The organism is Lentzea californiensis (genome assembly GCF_024648825.1).
Taxonomy (GTDB): domain Bacteria; phylum Actinomycetota; class Actinomycetes; order Mycobacteriales; family Pseudonocardiaceae; genus Lentzea; species Lentzea californiensis.
The window spans coordinates 255,953-280,587 of the sequence record NZ_JANBBE010000003.1 but is presented as its reverse complement, the minus strand read 5'-3'; the positions used below and the strand labels follow the sequence as shown (position 1 = coordinate 280,587).

The following is a 24,635-nucleotide window of genomic DNA, read 5'->3' as shown; positions in this document are numbered from 1 at the left end:
AACACGCTCATGAAGCGTGCAGTGAGCGCTGCCCTCGTCAGCGCCCTCGCACTGTTCGGATTGACACCCACGGCGGGAGCAGCGGTCGTCAGGCTGTCCGCGAACCTGACCGCGTCCAGCACCAACGGAGCGCTCGGCGCCGGGAACGCCGGTGACGGCAACCAGGGCAGCTACTGGGAGAGCACGAACGGCGTGTTCCCGCAGTGGCTCCAGGCCGACCTGGGCGCCGCGAAGAGCGTCAGCAAGGTCGTGCTGCGCCTGCCCTCGAACTGGGAGCAGCGCACACAAACGCTTGCCGTGCACGGAAGCTCCAACGGATCGCAGTTCAGCGACATCGTCGGTTCCGGCGGGCGGGTCTTCTCCCCCGGCTCCGGCAACACGGTGACGCTGGACTTCGCGGCCACCAGCACCAGGTACGTGCGCGTCACGATCACCGCGAACACCGGCTGGGCAGCGGGTCAGCTCAGCGAGTTCGAGGTGCACGGCGAGTCCGGGCCGGTCGACCCGCCGCCGCCTGGCGACAACCTCGCGGCAGGCAAGCCGGTCGAGGAGTCCGGGCACGTGCACACCTACGTGCCGGGCAACGCGGTCGACGGCAACACCGGCACGTACTGGGAGTCCAACGGTCTCCCCGGTCACCTGACCGCGAAGCTGGGCTCGAACGCGGACGTCACCTCGGTCGTCGTCAAGCTGAACCCCGGCGGCGACTGGGGTGCGCGCACGCAGAACTTCGAGGTGCTCGGCCGTGAGGCGAGCGCCACGGCGTTCGGCACCCTGAAGGCACGTGCCGACTACCGGTTCGACCCGGCCACCGGCAACAGCGTGACCATCCCGGTGTCCGGCCGCGCGTCGGACGTGCGGCTGCACTTCTACTCGAACACCGGCGCGCCCGGCGGCCAGGTCGCCGAGTTCCAGGTCTTCGGCGCCTCCGCACCGGCGCCCGACCTGACCGTCACGAACCTGACGTGGACCCCGGCAAGCCCGAGCGAGGCCGACGCGATCAGGCTCACCGCCACCGTGCGCAACGGCGGCACCGTGGCGTCCGGCGCGACGACGCTGAACGTCACGCTCGGCGGCACCGCCGCGGGCACCACCCAGGTCGCCGCGCTCGCCGCTGGTGCCACCGCCAGTGTCACCGTCGACGCGGGACGGCGTGGTGCCGGCTCGTACGCGGCCGCGGCCACCGTGGACCCGGCCAACCAGGTCGCGGAGACCAACGAGGGCAACAACACCTTCACCTCCGGCTCTCCCCTGGTCGTCGGCCAGGCACCGGGTCCGGACCTGCGTATCACCGGCGTCACGCCGAACCCGTCGTCCCCGGCGGCGGGCCAGCAGGTGACGTTCGCCGTGCAGGTCAACAACCGCGGTACCTCCGCGGCGGGTGCTTCGGTGACCCGCGTGGCCGTCGGCGGCAGCACTTTGACCGCCAACACCGGTGTGATCAACGCCGGTCAGACCGTCACGGTCAACGTCGGCTCCTGGACCGCCACGAACGGCGGCGCCACGGCCACCGCGACGGCGGACGCGACCAACGTGGTCGCGGAGACCAACGAGACCAACAACACCGCGACCCAGTCCATTGTGGTCGGACGCGGCGCCTCGACGCCGTTCACGAGCTACGAGGCGGAAGCGGGCCGCTACCAGGGCACGCTGCTGCAGGCCGACGCGGAGCGCACGTTCGGGCACACCAACTTCGGGTCCGAGTCCTCGGGCCGCAAGTCGGTGCGCCTCGACTCGCAGGGCCAGTTCGTGGAGGTCACCTCGACGGTCAGCACCAACTCGATCGTCGTGCGCAACTCGATCCCGGACGCCGCCGCGGGCGGTGGCCAGGAGGCCACGATCAGCCTCTACGCGAACGACCAGTTCGTGCAGAAGCTGACCCTGTCCTCGCGCCACAGCTGGCTCTACGGCACGACCGACGACCCCGAGGGCCTCACGAACCGTCCGGGTGGCGACGCCCGCAGGCTGTTCGACGAGAGCTCCCAGCTGCTGGCGAACAGCTACCCGGCGGGCACGAAGTTCAAGCTGCAGCGCGACTCCGGTGACACCGCCCAGTTCTACGTCATCGACCTGATCGACCTGGAGCAGGTCGCACCGGCCGCACAGAAGCCGGCCGAGTGCGTGTCGGTCACGCAGTACGGTGCCACGCCGAACGACCAGACCGACGACGCGGACGCTCTGCAGCGTGCTGTGACGGCCGACCAGAACGGGGAGATCCCCTGCGTCTGGATCCCGGAGGGCAAGTTCCGCCAGGAGAAGAAGATCCTGACCCTGTTCAACTCCGGTCAGTACAACCAGGTCGGCATCCGCAACGTCACGGTCCGCGGCGCCGGCATGTGGCACTCGCAGCTGTTCTCGCTCACGCAGCCGCAGGACGCCGGCACGATCAACCACCCGCACGAGGGCAACTTCGGGTTCGACATCGACGACAACACGCAGCTCTCCGACTTCGCGATCTTCGGCTCCGGCCGGATCCGCGGTGGTGACGGCAACGCGGAGGGCGGCGTCGGCCTGACCGGCCGGTTCGGCAAGAACACCAAGATCACCAACGTGTGGATCGAGCACGCCAACGTCGGTGCCTGGGTCGGCCGCGACTACACCAACCTGCCCGACCGCTGGAACCCCGGCGACGGCCTGCAGTTCACCGGCATGCGCATCCGCAACACCTATGCCGACGGCATCAACTTCGCCAACGGCACGCGCAACTCCACGGTGTTCAACTCGTCGTTCCGCACCACGGGCGACGACGCGCTGGCCGTGTGGGCGTCGAAGTACGTGAAGGACCAGAACCTGGATGCCGGCAGCGGCAACGCCTTCCTCAACAACACGATCGCACTCCCGTGGCGTGCCAACGGGATTGCGATCTACGGCGGGTCGAACAACCGCGCGGAGAACAACATCATCTCCGACACCGCCAACTACCCGGGCATCATGCTGGCGACCGACCACGACCCGCTGCCGTTCGGCGGGACGACGACGCTCGCCAACAACGCCCTGCACCGCACGGGCGGCGCGTTCTGGGGTGAGGCGCAGGAGTTCGGCGCCATCACGCTGTTCTCGCAGAACCTGCCGATCCCCGGAGTCGTCATCCGCGACACCGAGATCCTGGACTCCACCTACGACGGGATCCAGTTCAAGGGCGGCGGCAGCGGCATGCCGGACGTGCAGATCACCAACGTCCGCATCGACAGGTCGAACAACGGCTCGGGCATCCTCGTGATGGCCCAGGCCCGCGGTTCGGCGCGACTGACGAACGTCACGATCACCAACTCGCGGGACGGCGACATCACCATCGAGCCGGGTTCGCAGTTCGTCATCAACTAGCCCGGCCGTAGATCACAGTTGAAACCACCTCCGACCGGGTATGCCCCGGTCGGAGGTGGTTTCTCATGTCCACGGTCGTTGTGGGGTTCGACGGTTCCGACCTCGCCCGCCGCGCGGTGCTCTTCGGTGCGGAAGAAGCGTCCCGCCGCGGCGGGGCCTTGCAGGTCGTGCACGCCGTACGCGCTCCCCTGCCCGAGCCCGTCTTCACGCCGATGACCATCCCGGTGCCGGAGTTCGTCACCGAGGAGACGATGTCCAAGGCGGCTGAAGACCACCTCAACGAACTGGAGGCCGACCTCAGGGAACGTTGGCCGGACCTCGAAATCGCCACGCACGTGCGCATCGGCCGCCCGGTCGACGTCCTCGCCGCAGAACCCGGCGACCTGCTCGTGCTCGGCTCGTCCGGTCGCACGGGCATCGCGGAGATGTTCCTGGGCTCCACCGCCTTGGAGCTCGTGTCGACCGGCGGACGCCCCGTGATCGTGACCCGCTCCGGCCCTGTCGACGGCCGGGTGGTCGTCGGCGTCGACGGCTCCGAGACCTCGACGGACGCGATCGCGTTCGCCTTCGAGCACGCGGCCCGCCACGGCCGCGAACTGCTCGCCATCTACGCGTGGAACGACGTCGGCTGGGCCGAACTGCCCGAGCAGGACTTCGACCACGTCCGCCTCGACCTGGCCAAGGTGCTGGACGAACAGCTGGCACCCCACATCGCCCGGTGGCCCGACGTACACGTGGCACAGGAGGTCGCTTTCGACGCTCCCGCCCGCGCGTTGCTCCAGGCGGCCGATGGCGCGGCTCTGATCGCCGTCGGCAGTCACGGCCGAGGAGCGGTGAGGCGTGCAATTCTGGGCTCGGTGAGCCACGCTGTGCTCCACCACGCGCCGTGCCCGGTCGCCGTGGTCCACCGGAGGTGACGTGACATGCGCGGGTTGACGGCCGTGCTGCTCTGCCTGGTGCTGGCTTCGTGCGGCCAAGTGCCGCCGCCGCAAGCACCGGCATCGAGCACTCCCACCACCGACACGTCCACGCCGAGCGTTCCGGCGCCGTTGCCGCCGTCGTCGACCCCGCTCCCGGCCACGACCACGCCACCCTTGTCGCCCACTCCGTCGCGTGCGCTGGATCCCGGGGTGACGACCGTGCGCGGCACGGTGTCGGGCGGCGTCGAGTCCGGCTGCACGCTCCTGGACACCGGTGGTGAGCAGTACCTGCTGCTCGGCGCCGACCCCGCGATCGCGGTGGCCGGCGCCGTGGTGGAGGTGAGCGGGCGGGCTGATCCCGGCGGGATGACCACGTGCCAGCAGGGCACGCCGTTCCACGTCATCAGGACCCAGCGGGGTTAGTCGTTCAGAGCCTTGCGCAGGAAGGCCGTGGCCTGCTTGATCGCTGCCTCGGCGGCATGCGTGCCGCGCAACGCGTTCAGCATCACGAAGTCGTGGATGACACCCGCGTACCGGACAGCGGTGACGGGCACGCCGGCCTCGCGCAGCTTGTCGGCGTAGGCCTCGCCCTCGTCGCGCAGGACGTCGGCCTCGGCGGTGATCACGAGTGCCTGGGGCAGGCCGGCGAGCTGGTCCCTGGTAGCGCGCAACGGAGACGCGGTGATCTCGGCGCGCTCGACCGGGTTCGTCGTGTACTGGTCCCAGAACCACTGCATGCCGTCGCGGCGCAGGAAGTAGCCCTCGGCGAACTGCAGGTACGAGTCGGTGTCGAAGGACGCGTCGGTCACCGGGTAGAAGAGCACCTGGGCCTTCAGCTCGACGTCACCGCGTTCCTTGGCCTGCAACGTCAGCGCGGCGGCCATGTTGCCGCCTACCGAGTCACCGGCGACGGCGACGCGGGTGGCGTCGAGGCCGTACGAGGCGCCGGACGCCTGGATCCACTGGGCGGTGGCGTAGTTCTGGTTGATCGCGACCGGGTAGCGGGCCTCGGGCGAGAGCGAGTAGTCGGGGAAGACGACGGCGGCGCCGGCACCGACCGCGAGTTCGCGGACAAGGCGGTCGTGGGTGTGGGCGTTGCCGAAGACCCAGCCCGCGCCGTGGATGTAGAGGACGACCGGGAGCGGACCCTCGGCACCGGCGGGCTTGACCACACGGACCTTGAAGCCGTCCAGCTCCACCCACTGCTCGTCGATCTCGGGCTTGTCCACCGAGCCCGACTGCACCTCGTCGACGGCCTTGCGGCCCTCCTCGGGGGCGATCTCGAACAGGAACGGCGGCGTGGCGGTGGCGGCGGCGAACTCTGCGGCGGCGGGCTCGAGGACGGGGCGCTTCATGACTTCCTCCTGGCGTTCCGGGGTGATGCCACAAAGCTAGTGCGCGATTAAATCGTGCACAACGTAATCACGGCCTCATCAGAACCGGGAATAACTTGATGAGGGGAGCTTTCATCAACCTGACGTTGATGAAAGCTCCCCTCATCAAGTTCGAGTCAGGCGACGGTGAAGGCCGTCGTGGCGCCGGTGAAGCCGGTGATCTTGCCGGTCCAGCCGCTCTTCTCGTCGCCGTGGTGCACGATCCGGTAGGTGCCGGCAGGGGTGTCCGCCGGGATCTGCCAGGTGATCGTGGCGTTGGAGAACGCGATGCCGACCCGTTCCCACTTGTAGCGCGTCGCCCAGTCACCGTCGTCGGCGACGCGCGTCCACTGGCCGTTCACCTGCCGCTGCACCTCCAGGAAGGTGTGGTTGCGGTGCAGGTTGTTCTTCGGGTGACCGGTGACGAACACCGACGTCACGGTCTCGCCGCGGCCGTAGGAGGTCTTGGGCGCGACCAGGACGTCGCCGTACCTCTTGTCGGCGGGCTTGTCGTCGAGCACGACACCGGTCTGCAGGTTGAGGTCGGTGAACGGCGGCTTGCCGGGGTTCGGGCCGGCGGGCAGGGCGGTGCCGGCCTTCATCGACGCGGCGAGCTTGGCGAACTCCTGCTGGTAGGCCGGGGTGGTGTTGCGGCCGAACAGGGTGGAGCCGCCCTCGTACTGCTGCGAGTCGTACTCCTCCGGCGTGGTGACGTACTGGCTGTAGTCGTTGGCGTAGCCCTGGATGAGCACGTTCTGCAACGGCACACCGGCCTCGGCGGCCACCGCCTTGCGGATGCGCAGGCCCGCGGTGATCGTGACCTCACCCGGCACCGCGACGAGGTGCAACTGTCCGATTCGGACGATCTGCAGCGGCACGATGTTCGGCGTCGCACCGATCAGGCCGGTCGGCACCAGGGAGGCCTTGGGGAACTGGCAGTCCCGCAACCACTGCGGAACCTCCATCTGCAACGGCTCGAAGAGCTTCTTCCACGGCGACTGCATGCCCTCGGAGAAGCCGGGGATCGCCGGGCCGTCCTCGATGCTGCCCGCGATCGTGGACGCGCCGACGACGCCCGAACACGTCGTGCCGGGCTGAGCGGTGTCGGTGTAGCGGCCCTCGACCCGCACGGCCGACATGTCCACGAACCGCATGCGCGAGTCGACGCCGCCCGACATAGCGGACTGCGGGCCGCGGTAGACCTCCTGCGCCTTGCGGTTCTGGCGCTCGCCGATGACGCGGGCGTTCTCCCACTCGTTCTCGGTGGGGCCGGAACCGGGCTTCAGGTTGAGGTTCGGCGACATGTCGCCCGCATTGGTGTTCGGGAACGCCGCCACGAAGCCCGCGGTGTCGTCCAGGTACCGCACGCCTTCGTCGTCGTGCTCCCACTGGTACGCCGCGTAGCCCTTGTTATCCGGGCTGATCAGCGTGTTGGCGTTGGTGATCGACGTGTTGTGCGTGGCGAACCAGCTGATCGCGCCGACGTTCGCGGTGCCCTGCCTGAACTTCAGCACCGTCATCTGCGGGTCGATGCCGGCCGGGAAGGCGCCCTTGTCGGGGTTGCGGTCGAACGCGACGCGCGAGCGGTTGACCGACGCGTTCGCGAGCTCGCCGACGCCGAGGCTGATCGAGCCGGGCTTCACGTCGTCGTGCGCCTCGACGACGGACTCGGTGATGCCGTCGACCACGGCGGCCAGGGCCTGCGGCTGCATGCCGAGGATCGACAGGTTGTAGGCGAGGTTGTGCGACTGACCGCCGGGGCCGCTGTGCGTGTGCGTGGCGGAGAGCAGCAGGTTCTCGCGCGTGTAGGTGCTGCCGTACTTCGCCTGCAGCTTGGTGAGCACGCCCTCCTGGACCGCGCGGAAGATCATCGCGAGGTCGGCGTTGACGTACGCGACGCGCTTGTTCGTGGCGCGGTCGACCACGACGTAGGCCCGCGACCGCAGCCGCTGGTGGATGCCCGTCGTCTTCTGGTCGAACTTCGAGTAGCCCATCATGCCGTTCTCGGCGGCGGGGCCGGTGACGTCGGCGATGCCCCGGCCCACCAGGTACGGCTCGGGTTCGGCCCACGCGAACGGGCCGCTGACCAGCGCCGCACCGACGAGTGCGGCGACCACCGTCAAGACTTTCGTCCGCATGAGCACCCCGCTAAGTGAATTGGATTCACATTTCGGGCTTGACGGTAGGTGATCCAGACCACTTCGAGCAAGTCACCGCGAGTGCGTTGGCGGTGACGACGAGCAAGATTCCCGCCCAATGGTGAAGTTCGAACGTCTCCCCCAGCACCACGAGCCCTGCCAGTGCCGCCAGCACCGGGTGCACGCTCATCGCCAGCCCGAACAGGCGGGCAGGCACCTTCCGCAGCGCGATCACGTCGACGGCGTAGGGCACGACGCTGCAGAACACGCCCGCGCCGACCGCGTACAGGATCGCCAACCCGGTCAGCTTCCCGTGCAGCACCAGCAGCACCGCGACCGGGACGTAGAGCGTCGCCGACATCGCGGTCGCGACGGCGGGCGCCTGCAGACCGGGCAACCGGGCACCGACGAGGCGGTTGAGCAGGATGTACGCGGCCCAGCAGCCCGCGGCGAGCAGGCCGAGGCCGACGCCGAGGTAGTCGCTGCTGGGGCCCGGCAGCACCAGCACGTACACGCCGACGGCGGCGACCAGCACGAACAGGAAGTCCTGGCGCGTTCGCGACCCGGCCAGCGCGACACCGAGCGGCCCGAGCACCTCCAGCGTGACGGCGAGACCGAGCCCGATGCGGTCGATCGCCATGTAGAGGCTGAGGTTCATCGTGGCGAACACGAGGCCGAGCGCGATCGTCGGCCACCACTGCGCCCAGGTGAATCTTCGCAGGTTCGGCCGGGCCATCGGGAGCAGCACCGCGGCGGCCACGAACTGGCGCACCGCCACGACACCGGCCGGGCCGATGGCGGCGAACGCGTGGGCGCCCACGGCGGCACCGATCTGGTTGCTGGCCGCGCTCGCGGTCATCGTGGCGAATCCGCCGAGGCTCTTCATGCCGTCCAGCCTGCGGCCCCGACATCGATGCGGGAAATGCATGAGACGTACCACCTATACGCTGGACGCATGGATCTGCGGCACCTGCGGGCGTTCGTGGCGGTGGTCGACGCCGGCACGTTCACCGACGCGGCAAGGGAACTCGACCTGACCCAGGCCTCGGTGTCCCGTTCGGTCGCCGCGCTGGAGGCCGCGCTCGGCGTGCGGCTGCTGCAACGTTCCACCCGGCACGTCGCACTCACCGCCGTGGGCACCCAGGTGCTCGACGGCGCCCGGCGCGTGCTGGACGAGGTCGCCCACCTGCACCGGATCGCGTCGCAGTCGCTGACCGAGCTGCGGATCGGCTACGCCTGGTCGGCGCTCGGCAAGCACACCCGGCGCGTCCAGAAGGCTTGGGCCGCACAGCATCCGGGGCTGCCGCTGGTATTCGTGCAGTCGAACTCGCTGACCGCGGGACTCGCCGAGGGCACCGCCGACATCGCGGTCGTGCGCAAGGCCCTCGAAGACCCGCGGTTCGAGACGGCACTGCTCGGCACCGAACGGCGCTACGGCGTCGTCGCGACGGACAACCCGTTGGCGCGCAAGCGTTCGTTGAAGCTCGCCGACCTCGCCCGCTACTCGCTGGCGGTGGACGACCGGACCGGGACGACCACCCTGGACCTGTGGCAGCCGGGCAAGGCCCCCGCCGTCGTGCGCAACACGCACAGCGTCGACGAGTGGCTGACCCAGATCGCCGCCGGGCAGGCCGTCGGCATGACGTCGGAGGCGACCGCGAGCCTGAACCCGCGTCCCGGCGTGGCCTACCGGGCCGTGGTGGACGCGCCGCCGATCGCGGTGTGGCTCGCGTGGTGGAAGGACCAGCCGCCCCGGCACCTCACCGACCTGATCACACTGGCGTGCGACGCCTACCGCGCGGTGTGAGGAATCGCCGCCGGACCAGGGGAATGAGTGGAGGTTTCTGCCCTCTCGCCCGCCGGAGAGCTCACTTAGGGTGATCTTCCATGGACGGGCTGATGCAACCCCGGCCGCTCACCCTCGCGCACGTTCTGGAGCGAGCCGAGCGGCTGTACGCGCACAAGCAGGTCGTGACGGCCGGCGTGGAGCGGGTCACGTACGCCGAGGTGGCCGTGCAGACCCGGCGCCTCGCCACCGCGCTCGACTCGCTCGGCGTCCCGGCCGGTGCCCGCGTCGCCACGTTCGCGACCAACACACGGCGCCACCTGGAGCTGTACCTGGCGGTGCCGATCACCAAACGGGTGTTGCACTCCATCAACATCCGGCTGTCGGCGGAGCACCTCGAGTACATCGTCGACCACGCCGAGGACGACGTGGTGTTCGTCGACCGCGCGCTGCTCCCCCGGATCTGGCCCAGCGCAGGCCGGATGCCGAAGGTCCGGCACTGGGTGGTCCTGCCCGACGACAGCGACGTGCCGATCCCCGCCGACCCTCGCGTCCTGCACTACGACGACCTGGTCGCGGCGGCCACCCCGTTCGACGGCTCCTTCGAGGACCAGTTCACGCTCGCGGACGAGAACCTGGCCTCCGGGCTCTGCTACACGTCAGGGACCACCGGACCGCCCAAGGGCGTGCTGTACAGCCACCGGTCGACGATCCTGCACTGCCTGGGAACGCTCGCGGCCGGCTTCATCGGCCTGTGCGAGAGCGATGTCGTCATGCCGATCGTGCCCATGTTCCACGCCAACGCCTGGGGTCTTCCCTACGGCGCGATGATGGCGGGTGCCTCGCTGGTGCTCCCCGGTCCGTCCTCGAACCCGACCCACCTGTTGCGGTTGATGGAGTCCGAACGGGTCACCGTCGCCGGTGCCGTGCCGACGGTGTGGACGAGCCTGGTTCCCCAGCTGGCCTTCCACGAACTGAGCGCCACGCGGTTCCTGCTCGGTGGTGGCTCGGTGATCGCCCCGGCGCTGTCCGAGACCTACCGGACCGCGCTCGGCGTGCCCATCACGCACTCCTGGGGGATGACGGAGATCAGTCCTGTCGGGACGATCGGCGGCACCCGCACCCAGCACCGCGACCCGGAGGAACAGGTGGCGGTGCGGGCCGCGCAGGGCCAGCCGCTGCCACTGGTGAACCTGCGGATCGCCGACGTCGAGACGGGTGAGCAACTGCCGTGCGACGGCAAGACCATCGGCGAGTTGCAGGTGGCGGGCCCCTGGGTGGCGGGCGGCTACTTCCACGTGGACGCGAGGGACAGCTTCACCGCTGACGGCTGGCTGCGGACCGGTGACCTCGCCACGATCGACGCCGACGGGTACGTGCGGCTCGTGGACCGGATGAAGGACCTGATCAAGTCCGGCGGCGAGTGGATCTCGTCGGTCGAGCTGGAGAGCGCGCTCACCTCGCACCCCGACGTCGTCGAGGTCGCCGTGGTCGCCCGCCCGGACCCGAGGTGGGGCGAACGGCCCGTCGCCTACGTCGTCCTGCGCGACGGCAGCGCCACCACGGGCGACGAACTGCTGCGGCACATCACGCCGTCGGTCGCCAAGTGGTGGCTGCCCGACGAGGTGGTCTTCCGGACGGCGTTGCCCAAGACCGGCACCGGCAAGCTGTCGAAGAGCGCCCTGCGCGACTCGGCCTGAGGCCTAAAGGTCGCGCAACCGGTGCAGCCGCACCCCGAGCTGCAGTTCCAGGTCGTTCTCGGTGCGCCAGTCGGCACCGAGGACGTCGCTGACCCGGTCCAGTCGCTTGAGCAACGTGTTGACATGCACGTGCAACGCGCGCGCGGTCGCCGCGACGTTCGCACGGTGGTCGTAGTAGGCGCTGAGCGTGCCGACGAGATCGGTGCCGCGCCGCTGGTCGTAGTCGGCCAGCGGGCCCACGGAGGTGGCCAGGAAGCGGTCGAGCTCGCGGGCGCGGTCGGCGTCGAAGACCATCGCGAACAGGGCGTACCGGCCGGTCGTGACGCCCTTGTCGGTGTGCCCGATTGCCCGCATGACCGCGGCGCAGCGGCTCGTCAGGGAGAACGCGCGCGACCAGTCGTGACCGGCCGCCCTCTCCCCCACGACGGCGACGGGGCCGCCCAGCGAGCGCCGCAGCCGCTTGTGGACCTCCTCGACGGTCCGGTCGTCGTCGGCGCTGGGCACGATCATCGTGGCCCTGCCCAGGTGTTCGCCGGCCAGCCCTGCGCGGTCCCTCGCGATGTCGTGCAGGTGGCGCAGGAGATCGGTCGACGACAGCGAGGCCGAGTCCGCGACGAGGACCAGGTTCAGCCGGTCGGCGTCGATGCCGCGGGCACGGGTGCGGGCGCGCTGGGCCGGGCTGATCCCGGGACCGCCTACGAGCAGTTCCGTCAGCAGTTCTCCGCTGAGCCGCTCGCTGGCCTCGGCGACCGCCCGTTCCTTGAGGATCAGCAACCCCAGGATGTGCGTGGCCCGTTCGAGCGTGCGCAGGTCCATGTCCTCCGAGACGCCGGGACCGGCCGGACGGCTCCACGCCAGCGCGCCTAGGCGACTGTCGCCCGCCTGGATCGGGGCCACGCTGCGGGCGACCCCGTCGTCGACAGTGGTCGTGACGCGGCCGGACCGCTGTTCGGGCGCTTCGAGCAACGTGACGGTGCCACCGAGCTGGTCGGCCAGGAGCTGCGCGACGTCGTCCGGCGTCCCGCCCTCCAGCACCACACCGGTCAGGGCCTCGTGGATCGCCTGCGCCCGTTCGACGACGGCCACGTGCTCCTCGATCCTGCGGTACGCGACCTGCAGGTCCTGCAACGCGGTCCGGCTCTCCTCGTAGAGCCGGGCGTTGTCGAGGGCCACCGCGGCGTGGTCGGCGAACGCGCTCAGCAGCGCGATCTCACCCGCGTGGAACGACCGCTCGGAGCGGTACGCGGCGAACAACGCGCCGACCACCTCGTCCCGGATCACCAGTGGCACACCGAGAAGAGCGACCAGGTCCTCGGTGCCGACGAGGCGGTCGAAGCCGGCGTCGTGGTCGATGTGGGTCGAGGCGGCGTAGTTGCGCACCCACTGCGGGCGCCGGGTGGCCAGCACCTTGCCGCCGAGCCCGACACCGGCCGGGATGGTGGCGCTGAGGAACGTGGCGGAGATCGTCCCCTCCGCCGCACGCGCGGACAGCCTGCCGTCCGCGACCAGCGAGAGGTACGTGAAGTCCGTGCCCATCAGGTCGTGGGCGTGGCGGACGATCGACTGCAGCACCTCGTCGAGCTCGCCGAGGGCGGTCAGCGACTTGGCCGTCGCGTACAACGACGCCAGTTCGCGCTGGCGGCGCACGAGCTCGTGCGACTCACTCGGGTCGATGCTCACGACGCCATTCTCACCCAGCCGCCGGTGGCGGAAAGCCCCACCGAATCAACGCGGGTGGTGTGTGATCCAGACCTCAGCCACGAGGGGTCGCCGCCCTAGCATTGGCCGTCATCACCTGCCGGTTCACCGACGAAGGCGGCATGTATGGCAACCCCTCTGGCTCAGCCCGAAGAACAATCCGTGACCCGGCGCCGCGGCTTCCGCAAGCTGCTGACCGTGGGGCTGGTCGGCAGTTCGATCGAGTGGTACGACTTCTTCCTCTACGGCACCGCGGCCGCGCTGGTGTTCCCCAAGGTGTTCTTCCCGGAGTCCTCGGCCCTGACCGGCACGCTGCTCGCGTTCAGCACGTTCTGGGCGGGCTTCGTGGCACGCCCGGTCGGCGGGGTGCTCGCCGGGCACTTCGGTGACAAGTACGGGCGCAAGCCGGTCGTCGTCACGTGCCTCGCGCTCATGGGCGCCGCGACGTTCCTGATCGGCTGCCTGCCCGGCGCGTCGTCGGTGGGAGCGCTGGCCCCGGTCCTGCTGGTGACGCTGCGGTTCCTGCAGGGGCTCGCGGCGGGCGGCCAGTGGGGCGGCATCATGTTGCTGCTGACCGAGTCCGCGAGCCCGAAGCGGCGCGGGTTCGCCGGCACCTTCGGGCAGACCAGCGTCTTCGTCGCCGTGATCATCTCGAACCTGATCTTCGTCGCCGCCAGCGGCCTGATGCCGAACGACGCGTTCCTCAGCTGGGGCTGGCGGATCCCGTTCCTGGTCAGCGTCGTCATGTTCGCCGTGGTCCTGTACATCCAGTCCAAAGTGGAGGACACGCCGGAGTTCCGCGAGCTGCAGAAGGAGGTGGCACGGCCGGAGCGCGCGGTGGTCAGGGCCCCGCTCGCGCAGGTCGTCCGGACCAGGTGGGCGACGATCCTGCTCGCCTGCGGCATCCTCTCGGCCACCAACAGCCTCTTCTACGTCAGCATCGCCGGGCTGCTGAACTACGGCACCACGTCGTTGAAACTGGACCGCAACGGGCTGCTCGCCGTCGTGCTGCTGGGTTCCGTGGCGATGCTCGCGGTCCTGCCGTGGGCCGGTCACGTCTCCGACAAGATCGGGCGCCGGCCGCTGATCCTCATAGGCGGCCTGGGTGTCGCGTTGTGGGGCTTCCCGTACTTCGGGCTCGTCAACACCGCGTCGCTACCGCTGATCTTCGTGGCCGTGGTGGTGGGCTTCACCTTCCAGTGCCTCACCTACGGTCCGATCGCGAGCTTCCTGGGCGAGCTGTTCGCGCCCAACGTCCGCTACTCGGGCGCGTCGCTGTCCTACCAGCTCTCCGCGATCATCATCAGCGGTGGCACTCCGTTCCTCATGACCGCGCTCATCGCCGAGACCGGCAGCACGGTTCCCGTCGCCGCCTACATCACGCTCATGGGGCTGGTCACCTTCGTCAGCGCCTGGTTCCTGCCGGAGACGAACCCGGCCGAGGTCCGCGCGGACCCGCAGGCCGTTCCCGGCGCACACCTCTACCGCTGACAGGAGAACGCTGTGAAGACGTCCGTCGTGCTGGCCACCGTGGTTCTGCTGCTCGGCGCCGATCCCGCTCTGGCGACGACCCCGCCCAGGAACGTCCCGGCGTGCGCGGGGCTGGACCAGCTGGAGATCCCGGCCTCCGCCATCAGCCTGCCCACCACCGGTGGCCGGGTGCGGGCGGCCACCACGACGAACGCTGTCGTGAGTGGACAGACGATCGAGTACTGCCAGGCCGACGCCGACCTCCGCCCGGTCGACCCCTCAGCTCCGGTCATCAAGATGCGGATCGCGTTGCCGCACGGCTGGAACCACAAGGCGATGATGTTCGGCGGCGGCGGGTACAACGGCACGATTCCCGCTCTCACCGGGAACGTGCCGTTCGCCGCCGCGGACGCGCCGGCTCCCCTGGCCCGGCGGTACGCGACGTTCGCCAGCGACTCCGGCCACCAGCAGGGCCCGGTGGCGGTCCCCTCGCTGGACGGTTCGTTCGGCGTGAACGACGAGGCGGTGCGGAACTTCGCCGCCGGTGACGCGCTGAAGAAGACGTACGACGCGAGCCTGTTCCTGATCCGGCGCGCCTACGGCCTCAGTCCCGCCGAGACGTACTTCGCGGGAGGCTCGACGGGCGGGCGTGAGGCCCTCATCGTCGCGCAACGGTGGCCGCGGGCGTTCGACGGCGTGATCTCCGGCTATCCCGCGTGGAACAACCTCGCCGAGGCCCTGTACCTGGGACACCTGACGCGGGTGCTGGCCCGGCCGGGCGCGTTCCCCGGTCCGGCGAAGCAGACGTTGTTGTACGACAGCGTGATCACCGCGTGCGACGGTCTGGACGGCGTCCGGGACGGGGTCGTCTCGAACCTCGCCGGCTGCCACTTCGACCCCCGTGTCCTGCGCTGCCCCGACGGCGCGGACACGGGCCAAACCTGCCTGTCGGACGCCCAGATCGGGTCAGTGAAGGCGATGTCGGCACCGTTGCGCTGGCCGTACCGAGTCGCGAGCGGGGAGACCGGGTACCCCGGCTTCCCGTTCCTGTCGGGCGCGGACATGCGGACCCCGTTCCTCGGGTTCGGCACGACCCCGCCGGCCGACCCGATGCCGGCCACGAGCGGGTACGGCATGCAGTACTGGGACCAGTGGGTCAAGTACTTCCTGACCCGCGACCCCGGCTTCAACCCGCTCGACCTCGACCCCCTGCGTCCGGGGAAGTGGCTCGACCGGATCAGCGACCTGTCGACCATCCAGGACCGCAACGACGTGGACCTGGGCCCGTTCGCACGCTCCGGCGGCAAACTGGTCCTGCTCCACGGCGCCGCGGACGAACTGGTCTCGCACCGCTCGACGAACGACTACTTCGACCGCGTGCGCGACCGGCTCGGTCCTGCCACGACCCAAGGGTTCCTGCGGTACTACCTCGTGCCCGGCGCCAACCACGCGAACTTCGGCACGCCGTCGTTCGCCGCCGGGTGGGACTCGCTCACCGCGCTCGAACGCTGGGTCGAGAGTGGACGGTCGCCGAAGAACCCGGTCGTGGCCGACATCGCCCACGACCGCACCCGTCCGCTCTGCGAGTACCCGGGCTGGCCCCGTTACCGCGCGGGCGATCCGGACAGCGCGTCGAGCTTCACCTGCACGCGTTAGCGGTCGAGGAACTCGTGCACCACAGCGATCAACGCCCTGGCCGCCGCGGCCGGGGCGCGGTCCGCCGGCCTCGCCAGCCCGATGGGCCAGCGCAGGTCGGCCCCGGTCACCTTGAGCGTCGTGACGCCCTTCGCGTCGCCGAGGATGTAGCTCGGCAGCAGTGCGATGCCCAGGCCGTTGCGGACGTAGTCGACGCCGGTGAAGATGTCGGACATCTCCAGGGTCACGCGCCGGGGCACGGCGCAGGCGGCGAACGCCCGGTCGGCCACCGCGCGGTTGCCGTAGCCCAGCGGCGAGTCGATGAAGTCCATGCCGGCCAGGTCGCCGAGGGACACCTCGGCCCTGGCGGCGAGCGGGTGGTCGTCCGGCACGACCAGGTCCATGACCGAGTGGGCCAGCGCGTCGAGGACGATCCCGTCCGGCACCTCCCCCGGCAACGACACGAAGGCGAGGTCGAGCCGGCGGTCCAGCAACTGCTCGACCAGGCCTGCCGACCCCGCGGTCGCCGCACTCGTGCGCACCAGCACTCCGGGGTGGCGGCGGTGGAACTCGCCGAGGAGACCGGGCAGGTCGACCAGGGTCATCGCGGTCAGCGTGCCGACCCGCACGGTGCCCTTCAGCCCGCCCTGGACCTGCGCCACCGCGTCCTTCGCCTCGACCACGGCGTCCAGGACCGCCCGGGCCTTCGGCAGCAGCGCCTCCCCCGCGTCGGTGAGCAGGACGCGTTTGGAGTTGCGGTCGAGCAGCGCGGCGCCGAGCTCGCGTTCGAGGGTCTTGATCGCGGCCGAGACGGCGGACTGCACGACGTGCACGCGAGCGGCGGCACGGGTGAAGCTGCTCTCTTCCGCGACCGCGACGAAGTATTCGAGCTGACGGAGGTCCACACCAGCGATTATCTCACAAAGTGATGATCGTCAGCTTCAACTTTCGTTGGACGAGATGCTCGCTGGACCGCAAGGTGGTGGCATGTCGTTGCTCCTCGATTCACCGGTCACCGAACGAGCCACCGTCAGCAAGCGCCACGGGCGCGGTTTCTGGGCCGTCGCCGGGACGTTCCTCGTCGCGATGGCGTACTCGACCGTCCCCGCCCCGCTGTTCCCGCTCTACGTCGCCCGCGAGGGCTTCTCGACGTTCGCGATCACCGTCGTGTTCGCCGCCTTCGCCGTCGGCGTGGTGATCAGTCTTGTGCTCGCGGGCCACATCTCGGACTGGGCGGGCCGCAAGACCGTCCTGATCCCCGCGCTGGGCCTGGAGATCGTCTCCGCGCTGCTCTTCCTGACCAGCACGTCGCTGCCGGTCCTGATCGTCGCGCGCGTGGTCAACGGCCTGGGCGTCGGCATGATCGCCGCGACCGCCACCGCCTACCTCTACGACCTGCACGCCCGGCACCGCCCCGGCGCCTCCCCGCGCCGGTTCGAGATCGTGTCGACCGCCGCGAACATCGGCGGCCTCGGCGTCGGCGCGCTGGTCGCGGGCGTGCTCGCGCAGTACGCGCCCTCACCGCTGAGCACCCCGTACGTCGTGCTGGCCGTGCTGCTCGTGGTGAGCATCGCCGCGGTCGCCCTCACGCCGGAAACCGTTGTCCGCAAGCAGGTCCCCTACCGTCCACAACGCATCAGCGCCGACCACGGCGACCGCACGGGCTACCTCGCCGCGGCCCTGGGCGCGTTCGCCGCCTTCGCGATGTTCGGCGTGTTCACGTCCGTCTCGCCGGGCTTCGTGGCGGGCGAACTGCACCACCCGTCGCGCCTGCTGGCCGGGCTCGTGGTGTTCCTCGTGTTCGGTGGCGCCGCTGTCGCGCAGACCCTGGTGAGCGGCCTGGCACCGGCCACACTGCGTCGGCTCGGCCTGGGCGGGCAGGCCTTCGGCATCGTGCTGGTCGTGGCCGGCATGGCCGCGGTGAGCTTCCCGCTGTTCCTCGTCGGCGGCGCCATCGCCGGTGTGGGCGCGGGTGTGCAGTTCAAGGCGTCGATCGGTGCGGTCAGCCGGATGGCGGCGCCCGAGAAGCGCGGTGAGGCGCTGGCGACGTTGTTCTTCATCGCCTACCTGGGGTTGAGCGTGCCGTCGCTGTCGATCGGCCTCGCGACGCGGTTCCTCGCGCCCACGACGGTGATGGCGTGGTTCGCCGGGGTCCTGCTGGTGCTGCTGGGCGGAGTGGCGGCGCTCAGTCGACGTGCTTCCTGAACGGGTGCCGAACGTCGTTCTCACACGCGAGGATGTTCAGGTTCCCTTCGCGCCCGAACGCCCACTCGACGTTCTCACCAGACGGCTCACGCGTCCCCAGCGACAGCATCTGCCGTTGTTCCGAGCCGCACTCGGGGCAGGTGAACGTGACCGGCCCGGTCTGCCACCAGGGCGTCCAGCCGCCGATCTTCGTCCCGGCCGACGTCTCCGGCCAGTCCTCGTCCTGCAGTTCCTCCGGCCGGTCGAACGAGTGCGCGTACTCGGTGAACCTGATCGGCTCCAGCACGTTCACCGTGGGCGTGTAGATCTCCTCCTGCACAGAGGGTTCCGGCTCTTCCTCGATCAGCTCGACCACGGTCGTGGAGTCGCGCCACACCAGGCGCACGTCCGGGCCGAAGCAGTCGTCGAGGTCGTGGTGCAACGTGCACAGGAAGACCTGCAGCAGGTCCGTGCCCGCGGGGAACGGGAGTTCGGGGAAGTCGCGCTGGTAGAGCTGCACGGAACCGACGAACGGCATCCGCACGCCGACCGCCTCGGGGTTGAGGTCGTCGTGCCGGGTGCCGTCGCACCACGGCCACGGCTCGTCGATCGGCCACAGCATCGGGCCGCCGATGTGGCTGTCGGCGTCCGTCGGTTCGCCTTCGCGGGGGTTGAGCAGCACGGCGGGCCGGGCCCACTCATCCTTGATCGGCACAAGCGGGAAGACTAGTCGCCGGGCGGTAACGACAACGAGGCCGGCACCGACCCCGCAGGCATGAGGTTCTCGATCACAGCCGTGCTCCTCGCCGTCCTCGCGGCGGGCTGCACCCCGGACATCACCGGGTCCGGTTCCCGTTCGGACTCCGAGTCGCCCACCGCTCCGACGACTCAGCCGACTCCGACGACTCAGCCGGCGACCACCACGTCGGCCGCGGCCACCGCGCTGAACGGGGTGCCGCCCGAGCAGTACGAGAGCCTGCCCTCGCAGTACTGCGACAAGCTGTTTCTGGGAGCCCTCAGCAAGCCGATGCTGGCCGTCGTGGTGGAGACCCCGAAGGGCAGGCTGAACTGCGACCAGGCCGGAGCGGTGCTGTTCGACTACTACGCCGAGCGCCTGGAGCCGAAGACGGGGCTGCCGCCGATCAAGGTCGGCTCGATGTCGTGCAACCAGGTCGCCGAAGGAATCCTGCCCCAGGTCGTGTGCGCCGACGAGGACAACGTCATCTACTCGATGTGGCCGCAGACCTGACGCCGACAGGGGTGGGCGGGTCGTCCCCGCCCACCCCGTTTCGTCAGTCCGTGCCGAACTCCATGGCCGCCGCGTCGAGCAGCTCGTCGGCCGCCGAGACCTCACCGCGCGAGGCGATGGCCTCCGCGCCGCCGTCCGGCACCTCGCCGATCAGCTGGGTCGGTTCCGGCAGGGCCGAGATGAGCGCCGACTGGCGGGTGCCGACCATGCCGAGGCTCGCGAAGAGCTCCAGCTTGGCGCGGGAGTCCGCGATGTCGAGGTTGCGCATGGTCAGCTGGCCGATGCGGTCGACCGGGCCGAACGCCGAGTCCTCGGTGCGCTCCATCGACAGCTTGTCCGGGTGGTAGCTGAACGCCGGGCCGGACGTGTCGAGGATCGAGTAGTCGTCGCCCCTGCGCAGCCGCAGCGTGACCTCGCCGGTGACGGCGGCGCCGACCCAGCGCTGCAGCGACTCGCGCAGCATCAGCGACTGCGGGTCGAGCCAGCGGCCCTCGTACAGCAGCCGGCCGAGCTTGCGGCCCTCGTTGTGGTACGCCGCGACGGTGTCCTCGTTGTGGATGGCGTTCACGAGGCGGTCGTAGGCGATGAAGAGCAACGCCATGCCGGGCGCCTCGTAGATGCCGCGGCTCTTGGCCTCGATGATGCGGTTCTCGATCTGGTCGGACATGCCGAGACCGTGGCGGCCGCCGATGGCGTTCGCCTCCAGCACGAGGTCGACGGCGTCGTGGAACTCCTTGCCGTTGATCGTGACCGGACGGCCCTGGTCGAAGCCGATGGTGACGTCCTCGGCCGCGATCTCGACCGACGGGTCCCAGAACTTGACGCCCATGATCGGCTCGACGATCTCGATGCCCTCGTTGAGCAGCTCGAGCGACTTGGCCTCGTGCGTCGCGCCCCAGATGTTCGCGTCGGTCGAGTACGCCTTCTCGACGGACGAGCGGTAGGGCAGGTCACGCTCCAGCAGCCACTCGGACATCTCCTTGCGGCCGCCGAGCTCCGTCACGAACGCGGCGTCGAGCCACGGCTTGTAGATCCGCAGCGACGGGTTCGCGAGCAGGCCGTAGCGGTAGAACCGCTCGATGTCGTTGCCCTTGTAGGTGGAGCCGTCGCCCCAGATCTGCACGTCGTCGTCGAGCATGGCGCGCACGAGCATGGTGCCCGTGACGGCACGCCCGAGCGGCGTCGTGTTGAAGTAGGCGCGGCCACCGGACCGGATGTGGAAGGCGCCGCAGGCCAGCGCCGCGAGACCTTCCTCGACGAGCGCGGCACGGCAGTCGACGAGACGCGCGATCTCGGCACCGTACGTGCCCGCGCGACCGGGGACGGTCTCGATCTCGGGCTCGTCGTACTGCCCGATGTCCGCGGTGTACGTGCAGGGCACAGCGCCCTTCTCACGCATCCACGCGACCGCGACGGAGGTGTCGAGACCACCTGAGAAGGCGATGCCGACGCGTTCGCCGGCCGGAAGTGAAGTGAGCACCTTGGACACGTTGAGAATTATGCACGACGATGTATGAGCATGCACGCCGGGGTGTCTGTTAGTTGCGCCTCAACACGATCGCCACAGCTCAGGGGGCCAGGTCGAGTTCATCGGCCTTGGCCTGCATGCGTTGAACGCTGCCCTCGTGCTCCATGGAGCGCATCGCCGTGATCGCCGCATACAGGTGCGCACCCACGTACGGATCCTGCTCCTTGCGTTCGGAGATCTCGCCGAGGGTCGCGTTGTACATGGCCTCCGTCATCGCCGCGAGCAACGCGCGTGCGCGCGGAGCGACACCCTTGGGCGCGCAGGCGTCGATGATCGGCGTGACCCGTTCCCACACCTCGTCCGGCGGGCCGGGCGGGTACAGCTGGTTGAGGCCGAGCAGACCGTTCTCCAGCGCGCCCATCACGAGCCGGATCTCACCCTCGTCGTCGGGCAGCAGCCGTTCGACGGCCTCGGCGTCACGCCGGCGGTAGGCGATGGCGAGCCGCAGGCCTATGGCCTGGCTGCGATTCTTGCTCGCGGGCTCTTCGAACCACCATTGTTGTTGCGCGGTCCTGGGGAACATGTCCGCAGTGTGCGCTCCCGATCTCGATTTGGCCCGGTGATTTAGGTAAGCCTAACCAAAGGTGTACGTTGCGGGCATGTCGCGTTACTCCGCCTTCGACCGGTTCACCCTCAAGGCCGCCACCAAGGCAGCCGAGATGATGATGGCCCCGGCGAACCGCCGCGAGGTCTTCGACCAGTTCGTCATGACCGTCACGGCGGTGACCGAGCTCAGCGACCACATGCGCCGGATCACCTTCCACGCGCCGGAGTTCGCGTCGTTCGAGGTGACCGGACCGGACGAGTACTTCGGCCTGCTGATGGCGACCGGCCGCGAACTCGTCATGCCGGCCGACGACCGCATCAACGTCCGCACGTCGTTGCGCGCGATGCCGGAGGACACGCGCCCGGACCTGCGCTGGTACACGGTCCGCGCACACCGCCGGGACGTGGCGGAGATCGACGTCGACTTCATCGTGCACGGCGACGCCGGCCCCGGCACGCGCTGGGCGAGGCGCGCGATCGCGGGCGACGAAGCCGGGTTCCGCGCGGGCGGCTCCGCCTACCTGCCGCCCGCAGGCGGATCGGTGCTGCTCGTGGCCGACGAGACCGCGCTGCCCGCCCTCGCCGCGATCCTCGAGGTCGAGACGCGGCCGGTGCACGTGTTCGCCGAGGTGCCGGACGAGTCCTACCAGGTCGACCTCGACGTGGAGTGGGTGCTGCGCGGCGACGCCGAGCCGGGATCCGCCGTGCTGAAGGCGATCCAGGACAAGGCGCCGTCCACTGTGGAGTACGCGTGGGCGTGCGGGGAGTCGGGGCTCGCCACCGGGGTGCGCCGGCACCTGGTCAAGGACCGCGGGGTGGACCGCAAGGCGATCATGTTCAGCGGGTACTGGAAGGTCGGCTCAGCCCGCATGTGAGACGCCGCTGAGCCGCAACGTCCTCGTCACCACCGGATCGGACGGCGCGATGCCGTACCGGTGCTCGTACACGGCGACCACGATCCGCCCGAGGTCGTCGGCGGCGGCCGGGGTCTGGGCGACGTAGTCGGCGGCCATCAGCAGCATCGGGTGACCGGCGCTGCCCTCGGGCGGCAGATAGCCGTTGACGGGCAGCAGCACGGCGCCGAGGCGGCGGTAGAACGCGATGCGGCGGTGCCGGATCCGTTCCTCGGCAGGGTCGATGCCGGGCTGGGCCGGGTCTTCCACGTCGTAGATGATCCGGGTGTGGCCGGCGCCGGTCATCGCCACGCGCAGGTGCGTCCAGAGGTGTTCGCCCAAACCCCGGCCCTTCTCCCCCACGGTGAAGTAGCGCAGGTAGACCCAGCCGGTGCCGCCGAGGACCCGCAGCACCGCCAGCCCCAGCGGCCGGGAGTCCACCAGCACGAGCGCGGTGTCGGCCAGCAGGTCGTCGAACGGGGCGCGCAGGTGCGGCTCGAAGCCGTCGAAGTAGATCTGCCGCACGTCCGCGAGTTCGTCCGGCGTGAGCGTCGAAGCAGCGACGAGCCTCATCGGAACCGTCCCCCCACCATGGTGCGCAGCACCTCGATGTCCTTGATCCGGCCGGCTGTCGCCGGGTTGTCCGAGAGCACGACGAGGTCCGCCAGCTTGCCGACGGTCAGCGTGCCCTTGAGATGTTCCTGCTTGGAGGCGTACGCGGAGCCGTAGGTGAAGGCGCGCAACGCTTCCAGGCCCGTCACCGCCTCGCCCGGGTTGAACGGCGTGCCCGACGACGTGAGCTGCTCGACCATGTCGTGCATGCCCAGCAGCGGGGCGCCGCGCACGACCGGGCGGTCGGAGCTGCCGGGGACGACCATGCCCGCGTCGAGCAGCGAACGCTGGCGGTAGGCCCACGCGGCTCGGTCCGGGCCCAGTGCTCGCAGCATGCCGTCGCCGATCTCGTTGACGAAACGGCCCTGGGGCACGGCGATCACGCCCAGCGCGACGGCGCGCTCGACCTGGTCCGGGCGGGCGACGCCGAAGTGTTCTACACGGTGGCGGACGTCCGGGCGCGGGTCGAGGCGCTGGGCCTCCTCGACGGCGTCGAGGACCAGGTCGATGGCCGCGTCGCCGATCGCGTGCGTGGCGACGCGCCAGCCGCCGCGGTGGGCGGCGATGATCCGTTCCCGCAACGCGTCCGGGGAGTCCTGCAGGTAGCCGCGGTTGCCCGGGGTGTCGGCGAAGTCGCGGCACAGGGCGGCGGTGTGCCCGATCAGCGAGCCGTCGGAGAAGATCTTGACCGGGCCGATGCGCAGCCAGTCGTCGCCGAAACCGGTGCGGATGCCCAGGTCGAGCCCCAGGCCCAGTTCGGTGACCGGGTGCAGGACGTCGGCGGCGATCATGAGCTCGACGCGGACGTGCAACCGTCCCTGCTCGCGGGCGCGCTGGTAGGCCTCCAGTTCCACCGGGGACTTGCCGATCCAGCCGCCGCCGATGCCCGCCTCGACGCAGCTCGTGATGCCCTCGCTCAGGTACACCCGCCCGGCGCGGTCGATCGCGTCGGCAAGCGCGTCCACCGGGTAGGGCAGGACGAGCGGGTTCACCAGCTGCTGGGCCTGTTCCTGCAGCAGACCCGTCGGCCGGCCGTTGTCGGTGACCACGAGCCCGCCGGAGACCTCGACCGGACGCTCCGCGATCCCCAGCTCCCGCAGCACGGGCGTGTTGACCACGCACATGTGGCCGGACGCGTGCTTGATCCACACCTTGCGGCCGCGGGCGACGCGGTCGAGGCCGTCCCTCGTCGGGTGGCCGCCGCACTTGTTCTGGTCGTAGCCGAAGCCGACCACCCACTCACCGTCCGGCGCGGCGTCGACCGCCGCGTACAGTGCGTCCAGACTCGTCACCCGGCAGTCCACTTCGGACAGCGTGAGACCGAACCACGCCATGTGGTTGTGGGCGTCGTGGAAACCCGGTGCGACGGTGGCACCGCCGAGGTCGACCACCTCGTGCGCGGGGACCTCCTCCAGCGCCACGATGCGGTCACCGAGCACGGCGAGCGCGGACGCCGGGCCGTCCAGCGTCACGAACTCGGCGTTCGTGAGCAGCAGGTCCGCCTTGATCATGCGAGTCCCTCGTAGGCCGTGCAGGGGGTCCGCGGTAGATCCTCGCCAGGTGAACGCCGGGGAATCAA

General features: G+C 70.0%; 20 protein-coding genes. 10 read left to right on the top strand and 10 right to left on the bottom strand.

The genetic code is table 11. From position 1 onward, the window contains the following. The first annotated feature begins 21 nt into the window (after positions 1–21). The 3 genes from LX88_RS15685 to LX88_RS15675 all read left to right on the top strand — a co-directional run bounded on the left by LX88_RS15685 (position 22) and on the right by LX88_RS15675 (position 4,667). A complete protein-coding gene (locus LX88_RS15685; protein ID WP_258948508.1) occupies positions 22–3,324 on the top strand; it encodes a CARDB domain-containing protein in 3,303 nt (1,100 codons plus the stop codon). 65 nt (positions 3,325–3,389) lie between these two features. After that, positions 3,390–4,241: a universal stress protein gene (locus LX88_RS15680; RefSeq protein ID WP_258948507.1), complete on the top strand. Its 852-nt coding sequence runs from the start codon at positions 3,390–3,392 to the stop codon at positions 4,239–4,241. A 6-nt stretch (positions 4,242–4,247) separates the two neighbouring features. Then, positions 4,248–4,667, top strand: coding sequence for a hypothetical protein (locus tag LX88_RS15675; RefSeq protein ID WP_258948506.1), 420 nt, complete (start codon positions 4,248–4,250; stop codon positions 4,665–4,667). On the opposite strand, the gene LX88_RS15670 is transcribed toward LX88_RS15675, so the two are convergent. From LX88_RS15670 to LX88_RS15660, 3 genes are all read right to left on the bottom strand, one after another. Next, positions 4,664–5,599 carry an alpha/beta hydrolase gene (locus tag LX88_RS15670; protein WP_258948505.1) on the bottom strand — a complete coding sequence of 312 codons (936 nt, stop codon included), beginning with the start codon at positions 5,597–5,599 and terminating at the stop codon, positions 4,664–4,666. The two genes, LX88_RS15675 and LX88_RS15670, sit on opposite strands and share 4 nt — an antisense overlap. Positions 5,600–5,754: 155 nt before the next feature. Continuing rightward, entirely contained in the window at positions 5,755–7,755 is a 2,001-nt protein-coding gene (locus tag LX88_RS15665; RefSeq protein WP_258948504.1) for a neutral/alkaline ceramidase, read from the bottom strand. Positions 7,756–7,780: 25 nt separating this feature from the next. Next, complete coding sequence (locus tag LX88_RS15660) at positions 7,781–8,641, bottom strand: EamA family transporter (protein WP_258948503.1); 861 nt, start codon at positions 8,639–8,641, stop codon at positions 7,781–7,783. A gap of 69 nt (positions 8,642–8,710) precedes the next feature. On the opposite strand from LX88_RS15660, the gene LX88_RS15655 reads away from it, so the two are divergent. Further along, the gene (locus LX88_RS15655; protein ID WP_258948502.1) at positions 8,711–9,562 is read left to right on the top strand and encodes a LysR family transcriptional regulator; all 852 of its coding nucleotides are present in this window, start codon (positions 8,711–8,713) and stop codon (positions 9,560–9,562) included. Between the two features lie 80 nt (positions 9,563–9,642). Continuing rightward, positions 9,643–11,241, top strand: coding sequence for a long-chain fatty acid--CoA ligase (locus LX88_RS15650; RefSeq protein WP_258948501.1), 1,599 nt, complete (start codon positions 9,643–9,645; stop codon positions 11,239–11,241). A gap of 3 nt (positions 11,242–11,244) precedes the next feature. Here the strand turns inward: LX88_RS15650 and LX88_RS15645 are convergent, their stop codons facing one another. Then, positions 11,245–12,921 carry a helix-turn-helix domain-containing protein gene (locus tag LX88_RS15645; RefSeq protein ID WP_258948500.1) on the bottom strand — a complete coding sequence of 559 codons (1,677 nt, stop codon included), beginning with the start codon at positions 12,919–12,921 and terminating at the stop codon, positions 11,245–11,247. Between the two features lie 180 nt (positions 12,922–13,101). Here LX88_RS15645 and LX88_RS15640 point away from each other — a divergent pair, with 180 nt between their 5' ends. Both LX88_RS15640 and LX88_RS15635 read left to right on the top strand, forming a co-directional pair. Next, positions 13,102–14,430 (top strand): MFS transporter, encoded by a 1,329-nt coding sequence (locus LX88_RS15640; protein WP_258948499.1) that lies wholly within the window; start codon positions 13,102–13,104, stop codon positions 14,428–14,430. A gap of 12 nt (positions 14,431–14,442) precedes the next feature. Next, positions 14,443–16,065 carry a tannase/feruloyl esterase family alpha/beta hydrolase gene (locus LX88_RS15635; RefSeq protein ID WP_258948498.1) on the top strand — a complete coding sequence of 541 codons (1,623 nt, stop codon included), beginning with the start codon at positions 14,443–14,445 and terminating at the stop codon, positions 16,063–16,065. On the opposite strand, the gene LX88_RS15630 is transcribed toward LX88_RS15635, so the two are convergent. Continuing rightward, positions 16,062–16,949, bottom strand: coding sequence for a LysR family transcriptional regulator (locus tag LX88_RS15630; protein WP_258948497.1), 888 nt, complete (start codon positions 16,947–16,949; stop codon positions 16,062–16,064). The genes LX88_RS15635 and LX88_RS15630 overlap by 4 nt on opposite strands. Positions 16,950–17,031: 82 nt before the next feature. On the opposite strand from LX88_RS15630, the gene LX88_RS15625 reads away from it, so the two are divergent. Further along, entirely contained in the window at positions 17,032–18,249 is a 1,218-nt protein-coding gene (locus LX88_RS15625; protein ID WP_258948496.1) for an MFS transporter, read from the top strand. Here LX88_RS15625 and LX88_RS15620 read toward each other — a convergent pair. After that, complete coding sequence (locus tag LX88_RS15620) at positions 18,230–18,943, bottom strand: DUF1963 domain-containing protein (protein WP_258948495.1); 714 nt, start codon at positions 18,941–18,943, stop codon at positions 18,230–18,232. The two genes, LX88_RS15625 and LX88_RS15620, sit on opposite strands and share 20 nt — an antisense overlap. Before the next feature lie 60 nt (positions 18,944–19,003). Between LX88_RS15620 and LX88_RS15615 the strand changes: the two genes are divergently transcribed. Continuing rightward, positions 19,004–19,477 carry a hypothetical protein gene (locus tag LX88_RS15615; protein ID WP_258948494.1) on the top strand — a complete coding sequence of 158 codons (474 nt, stop codon included), beginning with the start codon at positions 19,004–19,006 and terminating at the stop codon, positions 19,475–19,477. Positions 19,478–19,520: 43 nt separating this feature from the next. Here LX88_RS15615 and argG read toward each other — a convergent pair whose 3' ends face one another. Then, positions 19,521–20,966 (bottom strand): argininosuccinate synthase, encoded by a 1,446-nt coding sequence (gene argG / locus LX88_RS15610; RefSeq protein WP_090063938.1) that lies wholly within the window; start codon positions 20,964–20,966, stop codon positions 19,521–19,523. A 79-nt stretch (positions 20,967–21,045) separates the two neighbouring features. Next, positions 21,046–21,528 (bottom strand): hypothetical protein, encoded by a 483-nt coding sequence (locus LX88_RS15605; RefSeq protein ID WP_258948493.1) that lies wholly within the window; start codon positions 21,526–21,528, stop codon positions 21,046–21,048. 76 nt (positions 21,529–21,604) lie between these two features. Here LX88_RS15605 and LX88_RS15600 point away from each other — a divergent pair, with 76 nt between their 5' ends. Beyond that, a complete protein-coding gene (locus LX88_RS15600; RefSeq protein ID WP_258948492.1) occupies positions 21,605–22,426 on the top strand; it encodes a siderophore-interacting protein in 822 nt (273 codons plus the stop codon). Here LX88_RS15600 and LX88_RS15595 read toward each other — a convergent pair. Both LX88_RS15595 and LX88_RS15590 read right to left on the bottom strand, forming a co-directional pair. Beyond that, positions 22,412–23,017, bottom strand: a complete 606-nt coding sequence (locus LX88_RS15595; protein ID WP_258948491.1) for a GNAT family N-acetyltransferase — start codon at positions 23,015–23,017, stop codon at positions 22,412–22,414. The genes LX88_RS15600 and LX88_RS15595 overlap by 15 nt on opposite strands. Beyond that, positions 23,014–24,567, bottom strand: coding sequence for an amidohydrolase (locus LX88_RS15590; RefSeq protein ID WP_258948490.1), 1,554 nt, complete (start codon positions 24,565–24,567; stop codon positions 23,014–23,016). The genes LX88_RS15595 and LX88_RS15590 overlap by 4 nt, the downstream gene beginning before the upstream one ends. Between the last annotated feature and the right edge of the window lie 68 nt (positions 24,568–24,635).

Coding starts and splice junctions, on each gene's coding strand:
- LX88_RS15675 (WP_258948506.1), top strand. CDS start 4,248: ATGCGCGGGTTGACGGCCGTGCTGCTCTGCCTGGTGCTGGCTTCGTGC.
- LX88_RS15650 (WP_258948501.1), top strand. CDS start 9,643: ATGGACGGGCTGATGCAACCCCGGCCGCTCACCCTCGCGCACGTTCTG.
- LX88_RS15665 (WP_258948504.1), bottom strand. CDS start 7,755: ATGCGGACGAAAGTCTTGACGGTGGTCGCCGCACTCGTCGGTGCGGCG.
- LX88_RS15590 (WP_258948490.1), bottom strand. CDS start 24,567: ATGATCAAGGCGGACCTGCTGCTCACGAACGCCGAGTTCGTGACGCTG.
- LX88_RS15595 (WP_258948491.1), bottom strand. CDS start 23,017: ATGAGGCTCGTCGCTGCTTCGACGCTCACGCCGGACGAACTCGCGGAC.
- LX88_RS15600 (WP_258948492.1), top strand. CDS start 21,605: ATGTCGCGTTACTCCGCCTTCGACCGGTTCACCCTCAAGGCCGCCACC.
- LX88_RS15625 (WP_258948496.1), top strand. CDS start 17,032: ATGTCGTTGCTCCTCGATTCACCGGTCACCGAACGAGCCACCGTCAGC.
- LX88_RS15615 (WP_258948494.1), top strand. CDS start 19,004: ATGAGGTTCTCGATCACAGCCGTGCTCCTCGCCGTCCTCGCGGCGGGC.
- LX88_RS15660 (WP_258948503.1), bottom strand. CDS start 8,641: ATGAAGAGCCTCGGCGGATTCGCCACGATGACCGCGAGCGCGGCCAGC.
- LX88_RS15670 (WP_258948505.1), bottom strand. CDS start 5,599: ATGAAGCGCCCCGTCCTCGAGCCCGCCGCCGCAGAGTTCGCCGCCGCC.
- LX88_RS15605 (WP_258948493.1), bottom strand. CDS start 21,528: ATGTTCCCCAGGACCGCGCAACAACAATGGTGGTTCGAAGAGCCCGCG.
- LX88_RS15680 (WP_258948507.1), top strand. CDS start 3,390: ATGTCCACGGTCGTTGTGGGGTTCGACGGTTCCGACCTCGCCCGCCGC.
- LX88_RS15655 (WP_258948502.1), top strand. CDS start 8,711: ATGGATCTGCGGCACCTGCGGGCGTTCGTGGCGGTGGTCGACGCCGGC.